The organism is Congregibacter litoralis KT71, from assembly GCF_000153125.2.
GTDB classification, from domain to species: domain Bacteria; phylum Pseudomonadota; class Gammaproteobacteria; order Pseudomonadales; family Halieaceae; genus Congregibacter; species Congregibacter litoralis.
This window is the reverse complement of the sequence record NZ_CM002299.1, coordinates 1,031,936-1,057,091: the sequence shown is the minus strand read 5'-3', so window position 1 is coordinate 1,057,091 and position 25,156 is coordinate 1,031,936. Positions and strand designations below refer to the sequence as shown.

Genomic DNA, 25,156 nt, shown 5'->3' with positions numbered 1-25,156 from the left:
ACCACTCGTGCTGACTGATTGAGAGAAAGACGATAGCGGGCTCAGAGCCAGCGCTGCATCAAGGCGTGCACATTGACCCGTGCATCCATACGCGCTGCCAGCATGAATATGCCTCCAAGCTTGCGATGGAAGTACACGACATCCGTCGGCGGGGCGTGCCAGAAATCGGCATAATCCGTCGCTTTCTTGCCCAGCTCTCCCAGGCGCTCGGGCATGGTGGAGCCGCCAAAATCATAGGGCCTGTCTTCCCGAAGAGGCTCCAGGGCCAGGAGCAGCAACTCCAATACAAGCTCCCGGTAGCGGGAGTCCTCATCCCCCATGGAATAACCGACTTTCTCGGCGGCCACGGCCATGGCGTCGCGATCTCCCTCCACGGCGGCGGCAGCGAGCTTGCGATAGTTGTTCACGAATCGAACTTTGAAATCCCGGGTGGCACCGAAGTCCAGAAGCACGATTTCTCCCGTGGACCAACGATACTGGTAGTTGGCGAAGTTAGGATCCGTCTGCACCATGCGTAGCTCAAAGAGCTCTGTGAGAAGCAGCTCTACAAGCGCGGACACGACGCGATCGCGCTCCTCCTGCGGCCGCCGGGCGATGGCATCAATGGGACCACCGGCGACATAGGTCATGGCCAGCACCGTTTTGCGCGTCAGCTGAGGCACCAGCTCCGGCAAGATAAAACGCTCATCATCACCCAGCACTTCATTAAAACGTCGAAGAAACTCCGCCTCCTTGAGGTAATTGGCCTCATCCCTGAGCTGCCGTTTAGCATCATCCAGGAAAGGCTGAAGATCGGCCTCCTCGGGAAGCAGACCGGAAATACGCAGTACCGTGGCAATATTGTCGACATCACTGTTAATGCTTTTGCCGACGCCGGGATACTGAATCTTCAACGCCAGCTCGGTACCGTCGTGGCCCACAGCACGATGCACCTGGCCGATGGATGCCGCGGCAATAGGATAGCGGTCAAACACCCGGAATTCCGTTTCCCAATCCGGGCCATAGGCTTCGGTCATGGCTTCCTCCAGCTGCGAGTCGGGCATACTCGTGCCATCGGATCGGAGGCTCGCCAGAATATCCGTAAGCTCTTTGGGCAACAGCTCGCCGGAATCCATGGACAGGATCTGTCCCAGCTTCATGGCTGCACCACGCATCTCCGAGAGCTGCCTGGTCACCCGCCGGGCGTTACCCGGCGTCAGGAGAAGATCGCGCTTGCTCGGTCGATTGCCCGCCCGAATCTGCCGGGCGCCCTCGGCAAGCATCCCACCGGCGACACCGCCCGCCAGGCGCGCAACCTTGGCAAAGCGTCCCGCGCGACTGGCGGGGACCGCTTTGCCCTTTGACCGTGATTTGTCATCGGACCCTGCCATGATTACGCGCCCTCCGTGATCCAGTCATCGATGTAGCGATGTGCAATCTCGTGACCATTAAACTCTGCATTGAGGACGGTAATGAAGGTGAACACCCCTGTCAGCTTGCGCACAATGAGGGCGAAGTCACGGGAGGGTGTCGCAAAATGCCGGGTCGCCGCCGAGTTTGCCGCGTGCTTGCCGACCCGCTGCATCAAACGTGATCGTCCCCAGCAATACTCTCCGTCCTTGTTGAGGTACTCCTGTGGCAGGTTCTCGGGGTGAGCCAGAGGCTCAAGGAGCATCTCACAAAATTCGCAAAAGCTCTTCCGGGCAAATTCCGTCGCATCCTCCCGGAGGCAACCAAGACCCACAAGACTCTCGGCAAGAAGCTCACGATCACCGGTCTGACCCGCGGCAATCGCGTCCCCGAAGTGCCGCCGGAAGTCGTCGTCGCAGGCGAGGGTAGAGCCGAAGTCCAGAAGAACAAGACTGTCTGCAGAATCGTCGCTGCGGATGAGGTAGTTGCCAAAATTGGGATCGGTCTGGAGCACGCCCCAGTCGTAGAGCTCGATAAAAAACAGCTCCAGCATCGCCTCACCGAGGGCGTTGCGACGGGATTGGGAGAGGGCCGATACCGCGGAATCCGTGACGCGATAGCCGTCGACGTACTCCAATGCCAGCATCGTGTCGCCGGAGTAGTCGTCAATAACTGCCGGCACGTGAAAACGGGTATCGCCGGCAAAACGGCGACCGGCGTCCCGGGTCATTTGCGCTTCCCGCTGGTAATCGATTTCGTGATGAAGCTGTTCACGCATATCGGCAAGCCAGGCATCGATCTCACGCCCGGCTTTAATCCACCGCGTCAACAACAGCATTCGTACAACGGCATCAAAATCATCGTCGATAACCGCTGCGAGTCCGGGATACTGCACCTTGAGCACCAGCTCATAGCTATCCCCCTGCCGGGTGGCGCGGTGCACCTGGGCGAGGGACGCGGCGGCCAGCGGTTGTTTAGCGATCCTGAGCTCCCCGTAGCGGTCGCCCAGACTCTCGCGCACACCTTCCTCCAACTCCTGCCAGGGCAAGGGATGCGTCTGGGAATCGAGATCATGGAGAGCTTCCGTAAGCGGAGCCGGCAGAAAGTGCTCTCCGAGCAGCGCCATCATCTGCCCGATTTTGACGTAGGTGCCTTTGAGCCTGCCCAGTTCAGCGGTGAAGCGCCTGGCTTCACGGCGCATGAGCTCGCTGTTGCCGGCCTCGTCCCCACGAATCTTGCCCATGGCGGAGCCGAGGGCAAAGGCGCCGCCCGCGCGGATACCCGCGAGGGACACGGCGAGACCGCGGCCAAAACTGCCGCGGCGGATGGAAGAACGTTTAGTCATAGGATCCTTACGTAGCATCCCCCGCGGAGGATGACGTGGGGGCGCTGCTGTCCAGAATCTGAACTAATCGTCCAATAGCAGTGCAGCGAGACGCTGGCGATGGTGCTGGGCATCGCCGAACTGCTGCTGGGCACCCTGGGCGCGACGAATGAAGAGTTGGGCATCGCAATCCCAGGTAAAGCCCATGCCGCCGTGAAACTGCACGGCGCGATCGCCGGCGAATTTCAGGGCGTCCGTGGCCTGGGCCTTCGCCATGCGACAGGCCACTTCCTGATCCTTGTCCAGGGGCTCGCTGCCAAGCAGGGAACTGGCGTGGTACACAAAGGAGCGCGCGGAATCCATCATGGTCAGCATGTCGACGCTGGGATGTTTGAGCGCCTGGTAGGAGCCAATGAGCTTGCCAAACTGCTTGCGGGTTTTGAGATAGTCCACGGTGACATCCAGGCAGGCGGCCGCGGCACCGGTGCTCTCGGCAGCCACAAGCAGCGCACCCAGAAGACGGTAATCCCGAAGGGCCGCAAGGACGCTGGCCCCTGAAATCACCGCAAGGGGTGTGACTCCGTTAAAGGTGATGTCGGCGGCGCGATGGGTGTTGTCGATGAGCACCCGAGGATTGATGGCATCGTCATCGAGGGTTGTTGCGTCGAGGACTGCCAAAGCGGTGTCGGCGCCCGCTACCGCAGTGACCACGATCCAGCGCGCGCTGGTCGCATCCATCACTAGTCGCTTCTGCCCCTGGAGCATGCCCGCGTCATCAATCACGGTAGTCCGTGGCAGAGCGCTCCAGTCTTCGGACTCCAACTCCGCAACGCAGGCCGCGTCCCCGCCTGCAATACCCTCGAGCACCTCCGCTGCCGCTTTGCTATCGGCGCGAAGCAGCAGCTGAGCGGCGAGTAGCGTGGACAACAGCGGCGTGCCCATCAGGGCTTTACCCAGGCTTTCCGCCACGGGCACCGCTGCACCAATACTCAGTCCGGAACCGCCGAGCTCCTCGGGCAAGCCAATGCCGGTCCATCCCATGGCCACCATCTCATCCCAGACCCCAGGACTGTATTCCAGGGGTGTTTCCAGATGCTCTCTCGCAGCGTTCAAGCCGCCGCGGTCGGCACAAAAACTGCGCGCATAGTCCAGGAGCATGCTCTGCTCCTCGTCAAAACGCATTGCCGTACTTCCTATTACCGACATATTCAGCCCCTACTTTGGCAGACCGAGCACGTGCTCGGCGACAATGTTTGCTTGTACCTGACTGGTGCCCCCACCGATGGTCGCGGAAAAGCTGTTGAGATAGGCCCGCTGCCAGAACCCCCCTTCCCGGGCACGGTCATCGCCAACAAACAGGGCACCATCAGCGCCCTGGGCATTGATCGCGAACTGACGCATGCGACGCGCATACTCGGTCCAACGCAATTTGTTCGATAAAGGCAGGGACATGGGGTAGTCGCTGGTGAGTGCGGGGATACCCGAACGGCGGTCACCGAGACTGATGGCCTTCTCCTCCATAATCAGGCTCACAAGCTGGTCACGGATGAGGGGATCTTCCAGCACCGGCTTTCCGTCACGCGTCACGTCGCGCAGCTGCTGTATGAGGTCATCGATCACAATGCGGACGAAGGCCAGGCCGCCGGCTGCTCCCGCCTCGGCACCACGCTCATATTGCAGCGTCTTCATTGCGATCTTCCAGCCGGCACCTTCACCGCCCATCAGGCAGTCCGCAGGAATCCGCGCGTTGTCAAAGAAGGTCTCGGTAAATCCGTATTCGCCCGTGAGCTTGCGAATGGGTCGGGTAGAAACGCCATCAACGGTCATGGGCGCGAGAAAGAAGGATAAGCCGTCGTATTTACGCTCGGCCTCGGGATTGGTGCGCGCAAGGAGAATCATGTACTTGGCGTAATTGCCCATGGTCGTCCAGATCTTGCTGCCGTTGATGACATAATCATCGCCATCGCGCTCCGCACGGGTGCGCGCATTGCCAAGATCCGAGCCATGATCAGGTTCCGAAAAACCCTGACACCAGATGTCCTCAGCGCTCAGGATGCCCTTGAGGTAACGCTGTTTCTCTTCTTCGGTGCCAATATCATTGATGAGGGGGCCGGCCCACCCCAGTCCGATAACATTAAAGCAAATGGGCACGGCCTGACGGCGCATTTCCTGATCAACGACCGATTGATAAATCGCATCGACGCCCTGGCCGCCATGCTCTTTAGCCCACGCCATGCCTAGATAACCGGCGGACCAGACCTTATGCTGCCACTCGCGGAGAAACTCCAGTTGCTCCTCGGAGCCCACCTCCATAAATGTCTGGGGCAGGAGAAAGCCGGGATCCGCCGGTTTATTCGCTTTCAGCCAACTGGCCACCTCGCGACGAAAATCTTCAAGTTCCTTAACGGCAGCGTTCATAGCAATTCTTCCATGGTGTTGGGGACATCGTGTTGAAACAAAGCTCAGGGGTAGATCAGTGTGCGTCCGGGACTGCTTCCTGTGCCACCCCGGCAGCGGCCGCCCGGATGAAGGCCTCCCGGCTCGTGAGGCGTTCAAGATAAGCGGCAGTCTGAGGCTTGTAGCGCTCGTTCAGCTGCAAAGTTTTACCGAAATACAGTGCATAGCCAACGCAAATGTCGGCGATGGTAAAACGTCCATCCACGAGGTAATCGTTGTTCTCAAGATGGGCGTCCAGGCGTCGCAGGCGAGCGATAAACCACTTGGCATAATCATCTGCAACGGGTTTCTTCTCAGGCGTCGGCTCCAGCACCGTGTAGCGCAACACGATGGTCTGGGGAAAGGTCAGGGTCGCATCCGCGTGGTAGGTCCAGTTCAGCATATCGCCATAGGCCGGATGTTCGGGGGGCACCGCGAGGTGTTCGTTACCGGGCCGGGTCGCAAGATAGTGGGGAATGGCGCAGGATTCCGTCATCTCCACATCGCCGTCCACAAAGAAAGGAATAGTCCCCAGGGGATTTATCTCAAGATAGTCCCGCTGAAAAATCCGGGGAGGAAAGGGCAGCATCACAAGCTCGTAATCCAGCCCCAGCTCCTCCAGCGCCCACACGGCACGCAGAGAGCGCGCACCTTCGCAATGCCATAGTTTCATTGTCATAGTCCGTACTGCCTTGCCGCCAGATCGCGCATGATTTCCTCGGAGCCGCCGCCAATGGCATTCACCCTCACTTCCCGATAAATCCGTTCCACACGATTACCCCGCATATACCCCGTGCCCCCGAGAATCTGCATTGCTTCCCGCGCACAGAATTCCAGGGTTTCGCTGGCCTGCACCTTCAGCAGGGCAATGTCGCCGGGGTTCGGGTTGCCATTCTCAATACTTTCGTAACAGCTGCGGATGTAGGCCTGGGTGGCGTTGAGTTTTTGTTTCATCTGGGCAAACTTGTGCCGGATGACCTGATGATCCGCGAGACGCTTTCCAAAGGTGTTGCGCTCTCGCGCCCAGGTAGCCGCCTCTTCGAGACACACCCGGCCTTGCGCTTCCATGGACACCGCCATGGCCATGCGCTCGCTGTTGAAGTTGGTCATGATCACAATAAAGCCACGATTCTCTTCACCAATGAGATTCTCCACAGGCACCCGCACGTTATCAAAGTATAGCGTTGCGGTATCTGATGCCCACCAGCCCTGCTTGCGGTCCAGCGCCGTGCGGGAGAAACCCGGGGCATCCGTGGGAATCAGCAGCATGGAAACACCGCCCGCTCCCTCGCCGCCGGTGCGCACCGCCGTGGACACCCAGTTGGCGCGCATACCTCCTGTGATATAGGTTTTTGATCCGTTGACGATGTAGTGATCGCCATCGCGAACAGCCGTCGTGCGCAGACGGGCCACATCAGAGCCTCCCCCCGGCTCCGTGATACCCAGGGAGATGTGTTTTTCTCCCGCGAGGACCGGTGGTGCAATGGCCTCCTTCATGGCCTCGGATCCCCAATTGATCACCGGCGGCAGACCAATGCCGTGAACCAGCAGGGACGCGGGCACGCCGCCGACACCAAAGCGGTTCATCTCCTCGCCGGAGATCCAACTGTGCCAGGAATCGATACCCTCGAGGGTGCCACCGTAGGCTTCGGGGTAGCCCATGCCTAAAAGACCCACGGCTGCTGCCTTTGGCCAGAGATCCATGGGAATTTCGCCCGCCTCGTCCCAGTCTTCGGCAAACGGCGCGATTTCCGTGTCGACAAAGCGCCGCAGCTGCGAGCGCCATTCCTCGTGTTCAGGCCGAATATGAGGATTGGGCAGGCGCGCGCTGTCAAAGTCGAGGGACATGGAGAATTCCTGAATCCTGAGAAAATTGAGTGTCGCTTAATAATACTGAGTGACACTCAATTCAACAAGCACTGCGCCCCTCATGACAGGAATCACCGGCGTAACTGCGCCGCGGTGCCGTTGAGGGGGTGAGTTTGTGGCCCTGGAAAAGCCTGAGGCACAAAGAGAGGGGTGAGAGCAATGGTCTCAGGCCGTGATGCTCTCAGGAAACACCAGCGCCAGGGCCCGGCGATGCTGCGCCTCCACCACCAAGGCATCGAGTTCTTCCCGGGCACGGCTAAGCAGATCTTCGGGCAGCCCGACATCACCGACACGCAGTATCTCGGCGCGCAGCAGCCACTCCGTGGCGTAATCGTCCAGGCAGGCGCGCAATGACTGCACCTCGCTGGCTGCGAAGGCGCTTACCTCTTCACTCTCTCGGTTCACCTCGGAGTTCGGCGCGCTGCCTGAGGGGCGCCTACCAAGCAGTGCATAGGCAGCCATAAGACGGGGATCGGGCTTCGAGCCGGGGGTCGTGGTGCGAGGCAGGGGCTTGTACAGCTGATAGTTTTCACGATCGGCAACACCACCAAAGACGCTGGTGATCCGAGCCCCCACCGCCATGTCGTAGCGTCCCCAGGTGGGATCAAAAAGCACGCGTCCATCCAGCGCCGTCACGCTGCAATCACTGAAGCTCAGGAGAAGATTGCGATGCTCCTGACGCAGTACGTCCTCCAGGCGACCCCGCACGGTGATCCCACAGAGGAACTCAAGCTCCACCGCCTCACCCACAGCAATACGGTGAGCCTTTAACTCATCGACGGTGTAATCCGACAGGCAGCGACTGAATTCCTTCAACAAACCTACGGGGGATCCGAAGCCCTCCTTGTGGCTCTCTATACCGTGGCCGTAGAGCTCTTTCCCGCGGCAGGCCAATTGCGTGGGGCCGCGGGTCTGGAGATACGTCACATTGCCTACGGCATCGCAAATGACCTCGGAGATGACACCGCTGACCTGCACACCGGAATCGTACTCCGCGGTGCAAACAACTTTTGCGTCGATGGCTTTACGAAGAGAGTCCGCGCCGCCGCGACGGGCTGCCATGGTGGCGGCAAACTCCTCCAGCACCTGACTCATATGGCGACAGCTTTTAGTAACAAATAATTGTGGCTGCGTGGAGGTAATGTCGTAGGGTGTTTCCACGGCATTGACGGTCAGGGGCAACTTCTTGACGCGCTCATCATCCAGGCAACTCTGACTTTCCCCCAGGGAGGACAGGAGGCCCGCACCAAACAGACGATAATCCTCGAGCTCACCGACAAGTCCGTACTCCACGGTCCACCAGTGGAGTCGCGTCAGCAAGGCCGCTTCGGAAGGCTCCCCATCACTGTCCCCGAGCGCAGCAAGGCGCGCTTCAGCGTTGGCGATGTCGTCGGGGTCCGTCGCGGGATTCTCTTTCAAGATAGAGAGCTCTCGAATCGCTTCGTAGAGCTCATGGTCGTGCGCATTGGCAATTGCCTGCATGCCAACCTCTCCGAAGCGCTGGAGGAACTCCGCGTAATCCACATCAACAAGAAAAGGCGCATGCCCCGCAGATTCGTGCAGAATATCCGGAGCGGGCGTGTAAAGGAGATGCTCGACGCTGCGCATGTCGAGGGCGATCACCAACACCTTGAGAGCCTGAAACTCCATAAAGATCGCGGGTGGGATAAAGCCATCAACCACCACCGCACGCCAACCCAGCTTTGCAAGACAGGCATTCATTTCATCGATAGAAGGAATGTGATCCAGGGCGATACCCGTTCGCGACAGGCCCTCGAGGTACACGGGGTGCGCCGTTTGAGCGAGTCCGCGAGTGAGCGCCGTCATAAGAAATCGCCATACCGCATGATCCCGGGGCGTGTACTGCGCATCGGGGTCCTGGACGGCGACAAAGGGACGGAGGTGCAGGGGCAGGCTGGCGACGATCTCCTGCTGACCTGGCGTCGTGGAACTCACTTTATGGCACCTCCTGTGACGGGCATTGCTGGATCCTCAGTCATGGCATGGTCTTCAAGCTTCTGGAGTATCTCCCTGAGATTCCGACGCTCCGTTTCGCTAAGGACGCTCAAAAAGTCAGTCTCCCAGTGCAGCGCCAGGGGCGCAATGGATTCAAAGAGCTCTGACCCCGCAGTGGTGAGGCAGAGCTCGATCACGCGACCGTCACCCGTGCTCAGATACCGCTCCAACAGCCCTCGCTTCTCAAGATCTGCAACGGCGCGGGATACCGCTACTTTATCGAGATTACCCTGCCGGGAAATGGCCTTGGCGCTGAGATAGGGCGTTTCATGCAAGAGCGCGAGGATACGCCACTGGGGCACACTGACCGCGAAGCGACGCCGATACACCCCGGCAAGAGACACACTGATGTGTTTTGCCAGGCGATCAAAGCGGTAGGGCAAAAATCCTTCGAGGCGAAACAGCGTAGTCATGGCTTTCCTGCACTGGCTAGATAGTTTCATATGAAACTAGTATGCTTGAGCTCTGTCAAGGAAAAAGGATCAAGGTCATGAGCCGTCAATGGTTTCCCCATGTGATTCGCGAAGGGCTGCACTCTCGGCAAGCGCACTGTGACCTCCCCGAAGGCACCTACGAACGGGAGATGGGTAGAGAGGGGTTTTTTGGGCCCGCGAGCCACATCCACCATCGCCACCCCCCCACCGCCTGGGTCGACTGGAAGGGTCCCCTGCGACCCCATGCCTTTGATCTGACGCAGCTCGACGCGGTCAGCGAATCGCCCTTTGCCCAGAACGCGCTGCTGGCCAACGGCGACGTAGCCCTGCGGTTCTGGCGCTGCGACCGGTCCATGGGACATCTGGTACGCAACAGCGATGGCGATGACCTGCTCTTTATTCACAATGGAAGCGGCTCACTCTTTTGCGACTATGGGCAGCTGAGTTTTCGGGATGGCGACTATCTGGTGATTCCCCGGGGCACGGCATGGCGCATAGAACCCGCGGAACCGGTGGAATGCCTGATCATCGAGGACAGCGACGGCGCTTACCAGCTTCCCGATCGCGGAATGCTGGGACCCCACGCAGTTTTCGACCCGGCCATTCTCGATCACCCTCATATCAATGAGGCCTTTCTTGCCCAGCAAAGCGAAGAGCCCTGGGACGTTCATATCAAACGCCACGATGAGGTGAGCATTGTCTCCTTCCCTTTCAACCCCCTGGATGCCGTGGGCTGGCACGGCAACAACACGGTGCTGCGCTTGAACTGGCGGGACATACGCCCGGTGATGAGTCACCGGTACCACCTTCCTCCTTCCGCGCACACGACCTTCGTGGGCGGGGGCTTTGTGGTGTGCACGTTTTGCCCGCGACCCATTGAGACGGATCCCGGGGCGTTAAAAGTGCCCTTCTATCACAACAACGACGACTACGATGAGGTGCTTTTTTACCACCGAGGCAACTTTTTCAGTCGTGACAACATTGAGGCGGGGATGATGACCTACCACCCCTGCGGATTTGCTCACGGCCCTCACCCCAAGGCACTCAAAAAATCGCAAAGCGATCCCGCAACGGCAACAGACGAGGTAGCTGTAATGATCGATACGCGACGGGCACTTTCTATTCAAAGCGCTGTGCAGGGCGTGGAAAATCCAGACTACGTCAACTCCTGGCGCAGCCAGGGTGCGGACGGGTTCTCAGTCTCAGAAGGACCAAGCTCATGAAACTAGCCTCCTACAAATCCGGTCGCGATGGTCAGCTGATGATCGTAGACCGAGGGCTGCAACGCTGCTGCCCCGCAGGTGACCTTGCTCCCACCATGCAGACGGCCCTCGATGACTGGAGCAACATCGCGCCACGCCTTCAGGAACGCTATGAGCATCTTTGCGAAGGCACCCTCGACGCCAGCAGCGCTTTCGAACCGGGCAAATGCGCTGCGCCGCTCCCCCGCAGCTATCACTGGGCCGACGGTAGCGCCTATGTGACCCACGTGGAGTTGGTCCGAAAAGCGAGAGGCGCGGACATGCCGACCTCTTTCTGGGAAGACCCCCTGGTTTACATGGGTGCCTCGGATGCCTTCATTGGCCCCGAGGACCCCGTAACGGCGGAAAGCGAGGATTGGGGCATTGATTTCGAGGGCGAGGTGGTCGTGGTGACGGACGATGTGGCGGCGGGCACCACCGCCGACGAGGCTGCAAAGCACATCAAACTCCTTGGCATCGTCAATGATGTTTCCCTTCGCAACCTCATACCCGGAGAACTTGCCAAGCAGTTTGGCTTCTATCAATCCAAGCCATGGACGGCCTTCGCACCGGTATTCGTAACTCCCGATGAACTGGGCACCGCCTGGGATGGCGCCCGCCTGCACTTGCCCCTACGGGCAACGCTCAACGGCGAATTGATTGGCGCACCCAACGCCGGCCAGGACATGACCTTTGATTTTCCAACGCTCATTGCACACTGCGCAAAGTCCCGCTCCTTAATCAGCGGCACGGTTATCGGCTCGGGAACCGTCTCCAACGTCGGGTCCAAAGATGGCTCCTGCTGTCTCGCGGAGGTGCGCTGCCTGGAAACGCTCCGCGACGGGAAACCCAGCACTCCGTTCATGAGCTTTGGTGACCGTATTCATATCGAAATGCTGGATGGGGAAGGCGCTTCGGTTTTTGGTGCTATCGATCAGCAGATCAGGCCCTTTGAGCGGAGCACGGTGTAAGGAATGAAGCTGTATAGCTTCTTCCGCTCCACGGCGGCCTATCGCGTACGCATCGCCCTGGGACTCAAGAAACTCGAACACGAGATCGCTCCCGTAGACCTCATAGCAGGACAGCAGCGAAGCGCGACATTCCTTGGCGAGAATCCCCAGGGACTGGTGCCGGCTCTGGTGCTTGATTCAGGCAAGACCCTTGCACAGTCTGGTGCCATTCTGGAATGGCTGGAAGAGACGCATCCTGATCCACCGCTGTATCCCGAGGGAGCTCTGGCGAGGGCCCAGACCCGCGCTCTCTGCCAACACATCGCCTGCGATATCCATCCTCTCAATAATCTTCGCGTCCTGCGCTATCTGAATGACCCCCTGGAACTCGAGCAGAGCGCCGTGGACGACTGGTATGCCCACTGGATACATCGTGGCTTTACCCCTCTGGAAAAAGCTGTCGGCGAATTCCCTGAGGCGTTTTCCCTCGGCGACCGTCCGGGGATGCTGGAGATATTTCTCATTCCCCAGGTGTTCAATGCCTACCGCTTCAAGGTGGATCTGACTGCGTTCCCGAATATCGCGGCTCTGGACAAGCGCTGTCAGCAGTTGACCGCTTTTCACCATGCGCATCCATCGCGACAAGTCGACACTCCTCAGGAAGAGCGCGCCTGAAGCCACCGCTTGACCGCCACAAGATCAGCAGCGGTATCAACATCTCTCACCACGCCGGCATCCGTCACGGGTACCGACACACAGCTGCTCGCGTATTCGCGGATAAGCTGATTGGCGCCCTCATCACCGGAGAGGTTTTTTAGCCGCGGTATAAATTGCCGGCCAAAAATCACAGGATGACCTCGACGGCCCTCGTAAACCGGAAACACGATGTTCTCGGTTTGGGCTTTCTCCTGAAGCAGGAGAATTGTCTCTGACGCCAATCCCGGCATATCGGCAAGAGCGATAAGAACAGAAGCATCGTCACCGATTTTTTTCACGCTCTCCGCGAGAGTGCCGCCCATGCCTTCGCCCGCCCGGTCGCAGCGCAGAATCTCAACGGATTCGCCGATCAAACTTTCTGCAAGCAGGTCATCATCGGAGACCGCCGACAGACTGACAAAGACCCGGAATCCCAGGGACGTGAATTGCGAAATAGACTGCTCTAGAAGAGTTTTCCCTGACCCCAGAGCCGCCTGACGCTTGTCGTCTCCAAAGCGCCGACTTCTGCCCGCCGCAAGCATCAATACCACCGTGTGCGGGACAAGATCACGCTGCAAGCCTGTATTCACCGCTTCATCCGCAATTTTTTCCTCTCTGAGGGCTGAAAACGCTGCACATTTTATTCCCGGTAAATGGGGTTTTAACCCTTGCGATAGCTTGTGAAAGCCTTATGCTGTAAGGCGCGGGGTAGTTATTTCGCGCACAAATAATGTGATTGGGCATAGGGATCATTACAAGGGGTGTGATCATGGCAGGAAAGTTTGAACTGAAGAAAGGAAAAACCGGAAAGTTTTCTTTCAATCTTAAATCAGGAAACGGGCAGGTGGTTTTCACCAGCCAGACTTACGACAGCAAACGCTCGGCTACGGCAGGCATAACTTCCGTGAAGAAAAATGCGGACAAAGATGCACGCTATGAGCGCAAGTCATCGACCAAAGGGCAACCTTACTTTGTCATGAAAGCCACCAATGGTCAGGTGATCGGCAAGAGCCAGATGTATTCCAATGCAGTCAGCATGGAGAAAGGCATCAAGTCTGTCGGCCTCAATGCACCCGGGGCGGACACCCTCGACCTGACTGTTGAAGCACCGAAGAAAAAAGCGGCGCCCAAGAAGAAGGCTGCTGCAAAGAAAGCCAAAGCGGCACCCAAGAAGGCCAAGGCCGCTGCCAAGAAAGTAGTCAAGAAAGCAAAAGCTGCGCCTAAGAAGGCCAAGGCAACTGCCAAGAAAGCGGTAAAGAAAGTTGCTAAAAAAGCGAAAGCCGCACCGAAGAAAGTCAAAGCGGCGGTGAAGAAAAAAGCGCCTGCCAAAAAGAAGTAAGGCAGTGGCGGCAGCTGCCCGTCAGCTGTCGCCCGTTTTTCCTCTGACCTTATAGTTTTTCGCCTGTATCACAGGCACACCAGGCGTCTACAGCCTCTCAACTCTCTGCATCTATTCGCATCTGTTTGCATCTGCTCGCAACTACCTTTGTTATCTCCTTCCGCCCCCCCCTGGCTTCTCCTTAGCTACTCCTTACCTCCTTCTCAGCTCAAATCAGCTCAGGCTCTAGTACCAGACTCTTCCACGGCGACGCGCCGGACGTCGAACGGAGCGCCTTAGCAACAAGTCTTTGTTGTTACGAACCCTGAGATTGAAACAGAAGAACCGGAGAGCCGTGGTGAACGACTCCCCGGGGTTCCGCCAGGGGAAGCGGGAACAGGTGCTTTAGTTCGCAGACGCAACAGCCGAAGCATTCACCTTTGACAGCGCACGAGACAGGGAGCGCTCGTAGCAGTCTTCGTTGCGCGCCGCCTGGGCAACACCGCCCGCCCGTCGAATGTCATTGTGACCGCAGACCTGCTCCGCGGCACGGGCCAGGCGGTAGTGCAGGGCTTTCTGCCCCTCCACTGAGTCCAGATTGAGGTCGGAGAAGCTTACGGCGACCTCTGCCGGGGCAGTGACGGAGTCAGCAATGACTTCGGTGGTACTACCGGCACTTGCCTGAACAGCGAATGCCGCGAGAGCGCCGGATACGGCGGTTGCAAAGATTACACGTTGGATTGATTTCATGATTAAGCTCCAAATTTTTTAAGTGACCATTAGCCGGATTCGTTTGCGGTCTGCGCCCTTCATCGCCATCCCACGAATCCAAAGTTAGGCCAAGGCGGTGCGCACCGGTAGAGCGTTTCGATAAAGCGTTGGCCAGCGTCGACAAGATGATGGAATCCAGCGGCCAAGGGGCTGCGTATTCTTTTGCGTTGCAGCAGATACTGCGAAATCAGCCAAGACCGGTTGTTGACGGTACAATGGGCGGCGAGGTGCAAGTGATTAGCCACGAAGTGCAGCGGGCCTGGCATCAAAAACCAAGCGTTGCGCGTGCACCATAGTTTGGCATTAAGGGAATAAACGGGTTCAAGGCATGAAGTATGTAGGCAGTCCAGATTTCGATCACGCCCAGCAGGGAAGTATCGGAGTGCTCGTCACAAATCTGGGCACGCCGCAGGCGCCGGAAAAGAGCGCGCTGCGGCCCTATTTGAAACAGTTCCTCTCTGACCCCCGGGTGGTGGAGGTTCCCAGGCTTCTCTGGTGGTTTATTCTCAACGGCATCATTCTTAATGTGCGCCCCGCACGCTCCGCCGAGGCCTACAAAACGGTTTGGACTGACGAAGGCTCGCCCCTGCTGATACACACGCGTAACCAGGCCCTGGGGCTGCAGAAACGCCTCAATGACGAACACGGCGGTCAGGTCATCGTGGAATTTGCCATGCGCTATGGTGAGCCCTCCATAGGCCATGCACTGCAATCACTGATGGACCGGGGGGCGCGCCAGCTGCTGGTGCTCCCCATGTATCCGCAGTACAGCGGACCGACGGGTGGTTCCACCTTCGACGCCGTTGCAGAGGACCTCAGTAAACGACGCTGGATACCTGATTTGCAGTTTGTCGCCAGCTATCACGATCAGCCGGGCTATATCAGCGCGATCGCGGACACCATCAGGAACCATTGGAAAAGCCACGACCGCGCGGAAAAACTCCTGTTTTCCTATCATGGCGAGCCTCGACGCTATCTCGATGAAGGCGATCCCTACCACTGCCAATGTCACAAGACGACCAGGCTGGTCGCCGAAGAGCTCGGACTGGCAGAGGGTGAATATCTCAGCGCATTTCAATCGCGTTTCGGACGCGAAGAATGGTTGAAGCCGTACACCGACTACACGCTCAAGGAAATGGCGGGGGGCGGTGTGCGGTCAGTGCAGGTCATTTGCCCGGGCTTCTCCGCCGATTGTCTTGAGACCATCGAGGAGATCGGGGAAGAGAATCGGGATTACTTTCTTGAAGCTGGTGGGGAGCGCTATGAATACATCCCCTGCCTGAATTCCACGGAAGGACATATCGACTTCCTGGCGAGTCTTGTCAGTGATCGCCTCCAACCGTGGCTGGCAGCAAAGAAGACCGCCCAGGAAGCCCCCACCGCGACCATGGCCGAGGCCATGAAGGCGCGCTCAGCGGCCTAGACCGGCTGGCTCTGACTTACTCTGGCTCATTAAAGCGGTATGTATAGCGGCTTACAGCGGCGTAAATCGGTGTAAACAGACCTGGATCTGGTTTTACTCGCGGTTAAACAGGGCTCAGGGACGCAATAGCATGACTGTGTTTAGCCGCCGTGTTGGCCATCATGAAAGCAAGGGCTATGCCCAAAAGAAACACCGCCGTGAGCTTCACACGATCGTGACTGTGGAACTGAACCTCAGGCAACAGATCGCTGAGGGCAATACACACAAAGGCGCCGGCCGAGAACGCCAGCGCTGATGCAATAACCAGTTCACCGCTGCCGCCAAGTCCCATGGCATAGAAGTAAAACAGTAAGGCCCCCAGGGGGCACACAAAGGCAAACAGAAGGTTCGCGCGAGTCTGTGACGATGCCGTGGTTCCCGAGGCCTTCATTAGCGCTACGATGGACATGGCGTCCAGGGGCTTGTGAAGAAGAATCGCGAGAAACACCCCAAAGCCCAATAACTGCTGCTGATGTCCATGGGGCGCCGATAACAGCGCTGCACCCAGGGCCACGCCGTCGATAAAGGTGTGAAAGGTCAGTCCTATTAAAACGCCCCGCCAGCTCACCCCCGGCGCCATCACCGAAGTGACCTCCCGGGCGGCGGGTACGCCCGTCTCAGCGGCACCGTGCTTATGGCCGTGATCATGGCCATGCTCACAAACCGCAATCGCCTCGGCGGGGTAGTCCGGTTGGTGAAAATGCAGGATCCGCAACAGCAGAAGCATCACAATCAAACCACCCATGGTCCAGGACATCACCGTCGTCAAGCCGTGATGAATACCCAGGGTGAGCACGGCATGGGGCAGCAAGTGAAAAAACGCGATGCCCAGCATGAGCCCCGAAACGAGGCTCATGGCAAGCTGGGCTCTCGTATGGGTCATGGCAACGCGCTGGGTCAGGGCACCGCCGGCGACGGAGGACACAACGAGGGCAGCGCCGTAAACCGCCAGAAGCATCATCGGGGACATCAGAGGAGCACCAGATTGTCGCGATGAATAAGCTCTGCTTCACCACCGTAGCCAAGGGTTTCTGCAATGTTTTTTGAGCTCAAACCCATGATCTTGCGCACTTCTTTCCCACTGTAATTACTTAAACCCCGGGCGACTTCCCGGCCCTGCAAATCACGACAGAGGAGCACATCGCCCCGCTCGAAATCGCCGCTCACGGACTTCACGCCCACCGGGAGCAAGGAACGTCCCGAGCTTTTGAGAACCGCCACCGCTCCGTCGTCAATCACCACGGTACCGCGAAAGGTCACGAGACTTGCCAGCCACTGTCGACGGGCGTTTTCCGGAGCGCTGCCGCTTTCCAGCCATGTTCCGAGAGCCTCTCCCTCGGCGAGATGGATGAGCACCTGGGGGTGTCGTCCCCCGACAATCACGGTCTCGGTGCCGGAGCGCGCCGCAAGGCGGGCCGCGCGGAGCTTGGTCACCATACCCCCACGACCCAGCACACCGCCCTCGCCTGCCACCGTATCCAGCCTGGGATCATCGGCGCGCGCATGTTGAATGAGGCTCGCGCCGACCTCCTTCCGGGGATCGGCATCAAAGAGTCCGTCCTGATCTGTGAGCAACACCAGCACATCTGCATCCACCAGATTCGCCACAAGAGCGGCGAGGGTGTCATTGTCTCCAAAGCGGATTTCGTCGGTAACCACCGTATCGTTCTCGTTAATCACCGGCACCACGCCATGGGAAAGCAGGGTTTTTAGCGCAGCGCGGGCATTGAGGTAGCGATCCCTGGCAAACACATCGTCATGACCGAGGAGAATCTGCGCGACCATAAGGCCTTTGGACGCAAAGGCTTCCTCATAGCGCCGAAGAAGAGCGGATTGCCCCACCGCCGCCGCAGCCTGCAGTTCATGGAGTTCCTCCGGCCGCTCGGAGGCTCCCAGCCGGGAAAGACCCGCCGCCACGGCCCCACTGGAGACGAGGAGTACTTCACAGCCTCGTTGCCGCAGTTCAGCCAGTTGCTCAACCAGTGCCGCAATAACCGCCTCATCGATACCTCGTCCATCATCGGTGAGGAGCGCGCTCCCCACCTTGACCACCCAGCGTTTGGCTGAAGCCACCCAGTGTCGCGAATCGGCACTCACGGTGCGTATTCTATCTCCACGTCATGATCGTCATCGTCATCGTCGTCTTCATCAGACATCTCGCCACGCTTCCGCGAACGGAGCAGGTTCACTCGCTCCCGCGCCTCTTCCTGCATGGCCTGTTGTGCCTCGCGCTCGGCAATAATAAGGTCGGGGTTTTCCTCTTCTGCCTCGGCGCAGCGCTCAAGATATTGCATCATGTCCTGACAGAGTCGTTCGGTGCCATCATGAGCCAGGGCAGAGATACTGTAGACCGGCGCTGACCACTGGAGCTTCTCGATGACCCTGGCCTCGACATCAGCCAGCTCCTGTTCATCGATGAGATCGGTCTTGTTGAGTACCAGCCAACGCTCCCGCGCCGCGAGGGTGGGGCTGAAACGCTCCAGCTCCCGCACAATGGATGCGGCGCTGTCCGCCGGATCGCTGCCGTCCATGGGCGCCACATCCACCAGATGGAGCAGAATGCGATTACGGGTGAGATGCTTGAGAAAGCGAATCCCCAGTCCGGCGCCGTCTGAAGCGCCCTCAATCAAGCCGGGGATATCCGCAACAACAAAACTGCGCAGGGCATCGACTTTTACGACGCCCAATTGCGGCACCAGCGTGGTGAAGGGATAGTCGGCCACCCGGGGCCGGGCGGCGGATACGGAACGGATGAATGTTGATTTGCCGGCGTTGGGTAACCCCAGGAGCCCCACATCCGCAAGGACGTTGAGCTCGAGCTTCAGGGAACGCTCTTCGCCCTCACTGCCGGGACTGGTTTGCTGCGGCGCGCGATTGACGGAAGATTTGAAACGCGTGTTGCCCAGGCCGTGGAAGCCGCCCTGGGCGACGAGGAGTCGGTCACCCGGCGCCACGAGATCGCCCAGAGTCTCACCGCTGTCCTCGTCAAGGACCGTTGTCCCCACGGGCACGGGTAACTCAAGATCAGCGCCTCCGGCGCCGGTACAATTGCGGCCGCGGCCTTTCTCGCCGTTCTCCGCGCGATAAACCCGCTGGAAGCGGTAGTCCACCATGGTATTGAGGCTGTGATCGGCCACGAGATAGACACTGCCACCGTCGCCGCCATCGCCCCCATCGGGACCGCCGCGCTCTACGTATTTCTCTCGGCGAAAACTCAGGCAGCCATTGCCCCCTTTTCCGGCGAAAACTCGAATACTGGCTTCATCTACAAATTTCATGGGTACATTCTATAGGGCCACAGCGGCCCTGAGCGACAGACAAAAAAAAGCCCCGGATGAAACCGGGGCTTCTTCCTACGCTCTCGGTTTCGCCTCAGGCGCCAACGATGCGTACGAATTTACGGTTTTTGTTACCGCGGGTAATGAACTCGACTTTGCCTGCCACCGTTGCGAACAAGGTGTGGTCCTTGCCCAGGCGAACGTTCTCGCCGGCGTGGAAACGGGTGCCGCGCTGGCGAACGATGATGTTGCCGGCCTTCACCTGCTCGCCACCAAAACACTTCACGCCGAGACGCTTGCTTGTTGAATCGCGGCCGTTCCGAGTACTACCGCCTGCTTTCTTGTGTGCCATTAGTCAGTCTCCTTACGCGCTGATGCCGGTGATACGAACTTCCGTAAACCACTGACGGTGTCCGGTTTCCCTTCGGTAATGCTTACGACGGTTGAACTTAACAATCTTCACCTTGGCGTGACGCCCCTGGGAAACCACCTCGGCAGTCACCTTGGCACCAGCCACAAGTGGCGTTCCCACCTGCGTGTTTTCGCCACCGAGCATGAGTACGCGATCAAACTCAATCGTGTCACCAGTTGCCGCCTCGATTTTCTCGAGCTTGAGGGATTCACCCTCGGTCACGCGGTGCTGTTTTCCACCGCTTTCAATCACTGCGTACATCTTCTTCTTTCTCCGTTGTTAGCCTTCCCGCAGACTCGATTCACACCGTCGGCCACTGTGTTTGCCCGCTTTGATCGCTATATGGCGTTCCTGGCAAACCCCGTGGCGACCGGCAACACCGCTCTCGCAGTGGGCAGGGACAGGCACAAGTGTTTGTTTTAAAAAGGATTTTCATCTATTGCTAGGAGAAAAAACTTTTACCCCGGAGTCCGGTTAACCTACCTGAAAAGTGGTCAAGGGGCTACGGGGCGCGAGATTGTACTGAAAAGGCAGGCATAGCTCAAGAAAGTTTTCCGCCTGCTCCCTGGGACGATCACGAGCTTTTGCCCGGGTACGAGACGGCGAATCCTTGACACTCCCGCGGGGGGCACCTAGCATCCGCGACCAATTCCTCCGGGTCAAGGTCGTACCCCGCTATGCAAGAAGTCCGCGCCGTTGTCAGCAAAGAGCTAGACGCGGTCAACGCTGTGATCATCGAACAGTTACGCTCCGACGTCGAGATGGTCGAAAATGTCGGGCAGTACATCGTTGACGCCGGCGGGAAGCGGCTACGCCCGGTGCTGGTACTCCTCTCCTCGGCGGCCCTGGGATCCATCAGCGAACTGCAGATCCGCTTCGCAGCCGTGGTGGAGTTTATTCACACCGCGACCCTCCTCCACGACGACGTAGTAGACGTATCCGAACTCCGCCGGGGACGGCCCACCGCCAACAGTGCCTTCGGCAACGCTTCCAGCGTTCTTGTGGGCGACTTCCTCTATACCCGGGCATTTCAGTTAATGGTGACCCTGGGTAATCACGATGTCCTGAAGATGATGGCAGACACTACAAACACCATCGCCGCGGGAGAAGTACTGCAGCTTATCCGTGCGGGAGACTCCTCCACCAGCGAAGATCAGTACTACGACGTCATCGACCGGAAAACAGCGGCGCTCTTTGCTGCAGGATGTCAAGGTGCCGCACTCCTCGCCGGTGCAGATTCAGGAAATGTCCGGGACCTCAATATCTACGGCCGCAATGTCGGTATCGCCTTTCAGATTGTCGATGATCTTCTGGATTATCAGGGAGACCCCGAAGTCACGGGCAAGAACGTCGGCGATGATCTCGCGGAAGGCAAGCCCACGCTTCCTTTGATTCACGTGATGCGCGAGGGCAGCAACGCTCAGGCCACCCTGGTACGCGAGGCGATCAACGCCAAAGACAGAGAGCGGCTGCCCGACATCATTCAGGCCGTAAAGGACTGCGGAAGCCTCGAATACACCCGCGAAGCAGCCGTAAGCTGCCGGGATAAAGCCCTGGGCGCCCTGAAGGGTTTTCCGGAGTCACCGGCAAAGAAAGCGATGATTAATCTCGCCGCCCTTTCCCTGGAGCGCTCGCACTAAGCAGTGAGCGCTGCTCAGGCGGCATCGATGATAGCCAGAAGCTCCCGGGTTTTTTCTTCCATGAGCGGGACATCCCCTCTCGACTCAACATTCAAGCGCACCAAAGGCTCAGTGTTCGACCGTCGAAGATTAAAGCGCCAGTCTGCAAACTCGAAGCTTAGCCCGTCCACGGTCTCAAACTGCAGCGCGGAATCCGCGTAGCGCTCCTGAATCATCGAGAGCACCGCCCCAGGATCCTCGATGGAGCGGTTGATCTCACCGCTACAGGGAAAGGCCGCCATACGCTCCTCCACCATTGCGGCGAGGGACTGATCCCGCGAGCTGATGAGATCCGCCACGAGAAGCCAGGGAATCATTCCGCTGTCACAGTAGGCGAAGTCGCGGAAGTAATGATGGGCGCTCATCTCACCGCCGTAGATCGCATTCTCCAGACGCATCCGCTCCTTGATAAAGGCGTGCCCCGTCTTACTCTGCACCGCCCGGCCGCCAAGCTCCTCGACGACGGCACGGGTGTTCCAGGTGAGACGGGGATCATGGACCACGGGCTCTCCGGGGTGGCGTTTCAGAAATGCCTCCGCCAACAGCCCCACAAGGTAATACCCCTCGACGAAGCGGCCCTGGGCATCAAAGAAAAAACAGCGATCAAAGTCCCCATCCCAGGCAATACCCAGATCAGCATTGTGCGCTTTTACGGCAGCAATGACCGGCTCACGGTTCTCCTCAAGCATGGGGTTGGGCACGCCATTGGGGAAGTTCCCATCGGGTGCGTGGTGTAATTTAATAAACTCAAAGGGCAGATGAGGCTCCAGGAGGTCCACCACCTTACCCGCGCCGCCATTTCCGGCTTCCACAACGATTTTCAGAGGCTTTAACCCGGGAAGATCGACATAGCTCAATAGGTGAGCCACATAGGCCTGCTCTGTATCCAGTGGCCGCAGTTCTCCCCTAAGGTCTGCGTCCGTAAAACGGTTCTGCTCTGCGAGGGCCTTGATGTCAAAAAGCCCCGTATCACCCGAGATGGGCTTCGACCCCTCGCGCACAAACTTCATGCCGTTGTAGTCCTTGGGGTTGTGGCTTGCGGTGACCGCAATACCCCCATCCATGTCCGCATGGTGCGTGGCAAAGTAAATTTCTTCCGTACCACATAAACCGATGTCGTAAACGTCGACGCCCTGGGACAGAAGACCCTCGGTCAATGCCGCCTTGATTGCGGGACTGCTGAGACGTATGTCGTGACCCACCACCACCTTTTTGGGCTTTATCACTTCCGCGTAGGCGCAACCAATGCGCCGGGCAATGTCCTCATTGAGCTGATCAGGAACCCGACCCCGAACGTCATAGGCTTTGAAGCAGGTAATTTCGTCCATGGGAATACTCAGTTCTCTTTGAGGTAGTGGTTTTCATACATGTGGTTGGTGGCTTCTACGAAGCCGGGCACGCTACCGCAGTCAAAGCGTCTACCTTTGAACTTGTAGGCCATGACGCAGCCTCGATCCGCCTGTATCTGCAGGGCATCGGTAATCTGCACCTCGCCATTAGCCCCCGGTGCTGTCTCGCGAATAATGTCAAAGATATCGGGGGTCAGGATGTAGCGGCCGATGATCGCCAGGTTTGACGGCGCCTCCTCGGCGCTGGGCTTCTCCACCATTTTGTCCACGCGGTAGATGCCATCTTTGAGGGATTCTCCGGCAATAACGCCGTATTTATGAACCTCCTCTGCGGGCACCTCCATGATCGCGACAATGGAGCAGCGAAACTGGTTGTACAGTTCCGCCATCTGCGCCAGGACACCGGGGCCGTCGTTGATGCAGAGATCATCGGAGAGCACAACGCCAAAAGGTTCGCTGCCAATCAGCGTTTCACCGGTGAGAATCGCATGCCCCAAACCCTTCATCTCCCGCTGGCGGACCATGGTGAATATGCCCTTATCCAGCACGTTGCGGATGCTGTCGAGGTAGCCCTCCTTCGCCGTGCCGCTGATCTGGTGCTCCAGCTCATAGCTGATGTCAAAGTGGTCGGTGATCGCCCGCTTGCCGCGGCCCGTGACCATGGCGCAGGTTGTCATGCCCGCTTCGATGGCCTCTTCGACGCCATATTGCACGAGGGGCTTGTTGACGATGGGGAGCATTTCCTTGGGCATACTCTTGGTCGCCGGCAAAAATCGCGTGCCGTAGCCCGCCACGGGAAACATACATTTCTTGATCACTTCAAACTCCTGTCGGCTTTTCAATATGCTCGCTAAGGGTGTGCTGCATCATACTTCGAAATACCCAAGGCCCCATGCAACGCGCGTACCTGAACGCCCCGTCAGGAGCTTCGTCCGTAGACATCCTCAAAACGCACGATGTCATCCTCCCCCAAATAGCTTCCCGATTGCACCTCAATGAGCTCCACGGGGATTTTGCCGGGGTTCGCCAGGCGATGCTTGTGACCCAGGGGTATATAGGTTGACTGATCTTCCACCAGGGTAAAGACCCTATCCTCACAGGTCACCTCGGCGGTGCCATGCACCACAATCCAGTGCTCCGCACGATGATGATGCATCTGCAGGGACAAGGTCTGCCCCGGATTAACCACAATACGTTTCACTTGAAAACGGTCACCCTCAATAAGGGATTCATAGCTCCCCCAGGGGCGATAAACCCGCTGGTGGAGGGAAGCCTCGCTCCGCCCCTCGGCCTTCAGGCGGTTAACAATCTGCTTGACGTTTTGCACTTCGTCGCGGTCGGCAACGAGAATGGCGTCCGGGGTCTCCACAACGATGAGATTCTTGATACCCGTCGCAGCGATGAGTCGTGATTCGCTGCGTAGATAGCTGTCGGAGCAGCCCTCGATCATGACGTCGCCCAACAGGACGTTGCCATCACCGTCGCGTTCGGACACCTGCCATAGGGTGGACCAGGCCCCCACATCGCTCCAACCACAGTCCAGGGGAATAACCCCACCGCGCTGAGTGCGCTCCATAACGGCGTAGTCGATGCTATCGGAGGGACAGCCCAGAAACGCCTCTTTATCGGGGCGTAAAAAATCGAGATCGGCAATGGCGTTTGCCATGGCCCGCTCACAGGCGCTATGGATGTCCGGCGCATGGGTCTTGAGCTCATCCAGGTACACCGAGGCGGATAGCAAAAACATACCGCTGTTCCAGTGGTACTGCCCACTTTCCAGATACTGCTTTGCCGTCTCCGCATCGGGCTTCTCAACAAAGCTGTCCAGGGCAAAGAGTCCGTCGCCATCGCGCTCCCCCAGACGCAGATAACCGTAGCCGGTCTCTGCGGCGTCGGGGACCACACCAAAAGTCATGAGCGCACCGCTCGCGGCTTTGGAGAGGCCCTGCTTCACCGCCTGGGTGAAAGACTCGGGGTTACGGATAACGTGATCCGCCGGCAGCACCAGAAGCAGCGCGTCGGGGTCCGTAGCAACGGCCTGAAACGCAGCCAGGGCAACTGCGGGCGCCGTGTTGCGACCCTCGGGCTCCAAAATGATGGCCGCGGGGTCTACGGACAACTGACGAAGTTGTTCCGCTACCATGAAACGATGCTCGTCATTGCAGATGACCAGCGGAGGTGCGCTCTCGAGATCTGAAGTGCGCGCCATAGTGTCCTGGAGCATTGATAACTCACTGGCCAGGGCGAGAAATTGTTTAGGGTAAGCTTCTCGCGAGACAGGCCATAAACGGCTGCCCACCCCACCGGACAACAACACTGGTATCAACATCAATCGTGAGCCTCAACAATTAGTAAACGGAACACATCATCCTCAGGGCAATACAAAACCAGCGGCGACGCAGCAGGGCTTCAATGACCTAAGGTCTTGTTACCCCATAGTTTTTACCGTGACGGGTGGACTTGTCGGACGCATGCTTTAAACTAGCGTAAATAGATGCAAGACCCACATTGCACAGACTAACCATTTGGCAG

The 25,156-nt window shown here is 58.4% G+C and carries 24 protein-coding genes; 6 read left to right on the top strand and 18 right to left on the bottom strand.

Annotation, left to right across the window (positions count from 1 at the left end):
• Positions 1-41 precede the first annotated feature (41 nt).
• From KT71_RS04920 to KT71_RS04885, 8 genes are all read right to left on the bottom strand, one after another.
• Entirely contained in the window at positions 42-1,370 is a 1,329-nt protein-coding gene (locus KT71_RS04920; RefSeq protein ID WP_008292551.1) for an ABC1 kinase family protein, read from the bottom strand.
• A gap of 2 nt (positions 1,371-1,372) precedes the next feature.
• Positions 1,373-2,734, bottom strand: coding sequence for an ABC1 kinase family protein (locus tag KT71_RS04915; RefSeq protein WP_023659978.1), 1,362 nt, complete (start codon positions 2,732-2,734; stop codon positions 1,373-1,375).
• A 63-nt stretch (positions 2,735-2,797) separates the two neighbouring features.
• Positions 2,798-3,919 carry an acyl-CoA dehydrogenase family protein gene (locus tag KT71_RS04910; protein ID WP_040362162.1) on the bottom strand — a complete coding sequence of 374 codons (1,122 nt, stop codon included), beginning with the start codon at positions 3,917-3,919 and terminating at the stop codon, positions 2,798-2,800.
• A gap of 9 nt (positions 3,920-3,928) precedes the next feature.
• Complete coding sequence (locus KT71_RS04905) at positions 3,929-5,131, bottom strand: acyl-CoA dehydrogenase family protein (RefSeq protein ID WP_008292554.1); 1,203 nt, start codon at positions 5,129-5,131, stop codon at positions 3,929-3,931.
• A gap of 55 nt (positions 5,132-5,186) precedes the next feature.
• Positions 5,187-5,828 carry a glutathione S-transferase family protein gene (locus KT71_RS04900; protein WP_238549456.1) on the bottom strand — a complete coding sequence of 214 codons (642 nt, stop codon included), beginning with the start codon at positions 5,826-5,828 and terminating at the stop codon, positions 5,187-5,189.
• On the bottom strand, positions 5,825-6,997 hold the full coding sequence (locus tag KT71_RS04895; RefSeq protein WP_008292557.1) for an acyl-CoA dehydrogenase family protein: 1,173 nt from the start codon (positions 6,995-6,997) through the stop codon (positions 5,825-5,827). Before KT71_RS04895 ends, KT71_RS04900 begins: the two co-directional genes overlap by 4 nt.
• A gap of 186 nt (positions 6,998-7,183) precedes the next feature.
• Positions 7,184-8,974, bottom strand: a complete 1,791-nt coding sequence (locus tag KT71_RS04890) for an aromatic amino acid hydroxylase (protein WP_008292558.1) — start codon at positions 8,972-8,974, stop codon at positions 7,184-7,186.
• Positions 8,971-9,447 carry a MarR family winged helix-turn-helix transcriptional regulator gene (locus tag KT71_RS04885; protein WP_008292559.1) on the bottom strand — a complete coding sequence of 159 codons (477 nt, stop codon included), beginning with the start codon at positions 9,445-9,447 and terminating at the stop codon, positions 8,971-8,973. Before KT71_RS04885 ends, KT71_RS04890 begins: the two co-directional genes overlap by 4 nt.
• A gap of 77 nt (positions 9,448-9,524) precedes the next feature.
• On the opposite strand from KT71_RS04885, the gene KT71_RS04880 reads away from it, so the two are divergent.
• Genes KT71_RS04880 through maiA form a run of 3 tightly spaced genes read left to right on the top strand, consistent with a single transcriptional unit; the run spans position 9,525 to position 12,334 of the window.
• Positions 9,525-10,691, top strand: coding sequence for a homogentisate 1,2-dioxygenase (locus tag KT71_RS04880; RefSeq protein WP_023659977.1), 1,167 nt, complete (start codon positions 9,525-9,527; stop codon positions 10,689-10,691).
• The gene (locus KT71_RS04875; protein ID WP_008292561.1) at positions 10,688-11,680 is read left to right on the top strand and encodes a fumarylacetoacetate hydrolase family protein; all 993 of its coding nucleotides are present in this window, start codon (positions 10,688-10,690) and stop codon (positions 11,678-11,680) included. Before KT71_RS04880 ends, KT71_RS04875 begins: the two co-directional genes overlap by 4 nt.
• Positions 11,681-11,683: 3 nt before the next feature.
• Positions 11,684-12,334, top strand: a complete 651-nt coding sequence (maiA, locus tag KT71_RS04870; RefSeq protein WP_008292562.1) for a maleylacetoacetate isomerase — start codon at positions 11,684-11,686, stop codon at positions 12,332-12,334.
• On the opposite strand, the gene KT71_RS04865 is transcribed toward maiA, so the two are convergent.
• On the bottom strand, positions 12,316-12,945 hold the full coding sequence (locus KT71_RS04865) for a nucleotidyltransferase family protein (RefSeq protein WP_008292563.1): 630 nt from the start codon (positions 12,943-12,945) through the stop codon (positions 12,316-12,318). The two genes, maiA and KT71_RS04865, sit on opposite strands and share 19 nt — an antisense overlap.
• Positions 12,946-13,124: 179 nt before the next feature.
• On the opposite strand from KT71_RS04865, the gene KT71_RS04860 reads away from it, so the two are divergent.
• Complete coding sequence (locus KT71_RS04860) at positions 13,125-13,694, top strand: YegP family protein (RefSeq protein ID WP_023659976.1); 570 nt, start codon at positions 13,125-13,127, stop codon at positions 13,692-13,694.
• Positions 13,695-14,078: 384 nt separating this feature from the next.
• Here KT71_RS04860 and KT71_RS04855 read toward each other — a convergent pair whose 3' ends face one another.
• Positions 14,079-14,423, bottom strand: coding sequence for a UrcA family protein (locus KT71_RS04855; RefSeq protein WP_008292565.1), 345 nt, complete (start codon positions 14,421-14,423; stop codon positions 14,079-14,081).
• A 349-nt stretch (positions 14,424-14,772) separates the two neighbouring features.
• On the opposite strand from KT71_RS04855, the gene hemH reads away from it, so the two are divergent.
• Entirely contained in the window at positions 14,773-15,867 is a 1,095-nt protein-coding gene (gene hemH, locus KT71_RS04850; RefSeq protein ID WP_008292566.1) for a ferrochelatase, read from the top strand.
• 103 nt (positions 15,868-15,970) lie between these two features.
• Here the strand turns inward: hemH and KT71_RS04845 are convergent, their stop codons facing one another.
• From KT71_RS04845 to rplU, 5 genes are all read right to left on the bottom strand, one after another.
• Positions 15,971-16,876, bottom strand: coding sequence for a ZIP family metal transporter (locus KT71_RS04845; RefSeq protein ID WP_008292567.1), 906 nt, complete (start codon positions 16,874-16,876; stop codon positions 15,971-15,973).
• Positions 16,876-18,003, bottom strand: a complete 1,128-nt coding sequence (gene proB / locus KT71_RS04840; protein ID WP_008292568.1) for a glutamate 5-kinase — start codon at positions 18,001-18,003, stop codon at positions 16,876-16,878. Before proB ends, KT71_RS04845 begins: the two co-directional genes overlap by 1 nt.
• Positions 18,000-19,184, bottom strand: coding sequence for an Obg family GTPase CgtA (gene cgtA, locus KT71_RS04835; RefSeq protein ID WP_008292569.1), 1,185 nt, complete (start codon positions 19,182-19,184; stop codon positions 18,000-18,002). Before cgtA ends, proB begins: the two co-directional genes overlap by 4 nt.
• Positions 19,185-19,278: 94 nt before the next feature.
• Positions 19,279-19,536 (bottom strand): 50S ribosomal protein L27, encoded by a 258-nt coding sequence (rpmA, locus tag KT71_RS04830; protein ID WP_008292570.1) that lies wholly within the window; start codon positions 19,534-19,536, stop codon positions 19,279-19,281.
• Positions 19,537-19,548: 12 nt separating this feature from the next.
• A complete protein-coding gene (gene rplU / locus KT71_RS04825; protein WP_008292571.1) occupies positions 19,549-19,857 on the bottom strand; it encodes a 50S ribosomal protein L21 in 309 nt (102 codons plus the stop codon).
• A 416-nt stretch (positions 19,858-20,273) separates the two neighbouring features.
• Between rplU and KT71_RS04820 the strand changes: the two genes are divergently transcribed.
• Positions 20,274-21,236 carry a polyprenyl synthetase family protein gene (locus tag KT71_RS04820; protein ID WP_008292572.1) on the top strand — a complete coding sequence of 321 codons (963 nt, stop codon included), beginning with the start codon at positions 20,274-20,276 and terminating at the stop codon, positions 21,234-21,236.
• 14 nt (positions 21,237-21,250) lie between these two features.
• On the opposite strand, the gene KT71_RS04815 is transcribed toward KT71_RS04820, so the two are convergent.
• From KT71_RS04815 to KT71_RS04805, 3 genes are all read right to left on the bottom strand, one after another.
• The gene (locus tag KT71_RS04815; RefSeq protein WP_008292573.1) at positions 21,251-22,603 is read right to left on the bottom strand and encodes a phosphohexomutase domain-containing protein; all 1,353 of its coding nucleotides are present in this window, start codon (positions 22,601-22,603) and stop codon (positions 21,251-21,253) included.
• An 8-nt stretch (positions 22,604-22,611) separates the two neighbouring features.
• Positions 22,612-23,442, bottom strand: coding sequence for a UTP--glucose-1-phosphate uridylyltransferase GalU (galU, locus tag KT71_RS04810; RefSeq protein ID WP_023659975.1), 831 nt, complete (start codon positions 23,440-23,442; stop codon positions 22,612-22,614).
• Between the two features lie 101 nt (positions 23,443-23,543).
• Positions 23,544-24,953, bottom strand: coding sequence for a mannose-1-phosphate guanylyltransferase/mannose-6-phosphate isomerase (locus tag KT71_RS04805; RefSeq protein ID WP_023659974.1), 1,410 nt, complete (start codon positions 24,951-24,953; stop codon positions 23,544-23,546).
• Positions 24,954-25,156: the final 203 nt, after the last annotated feature.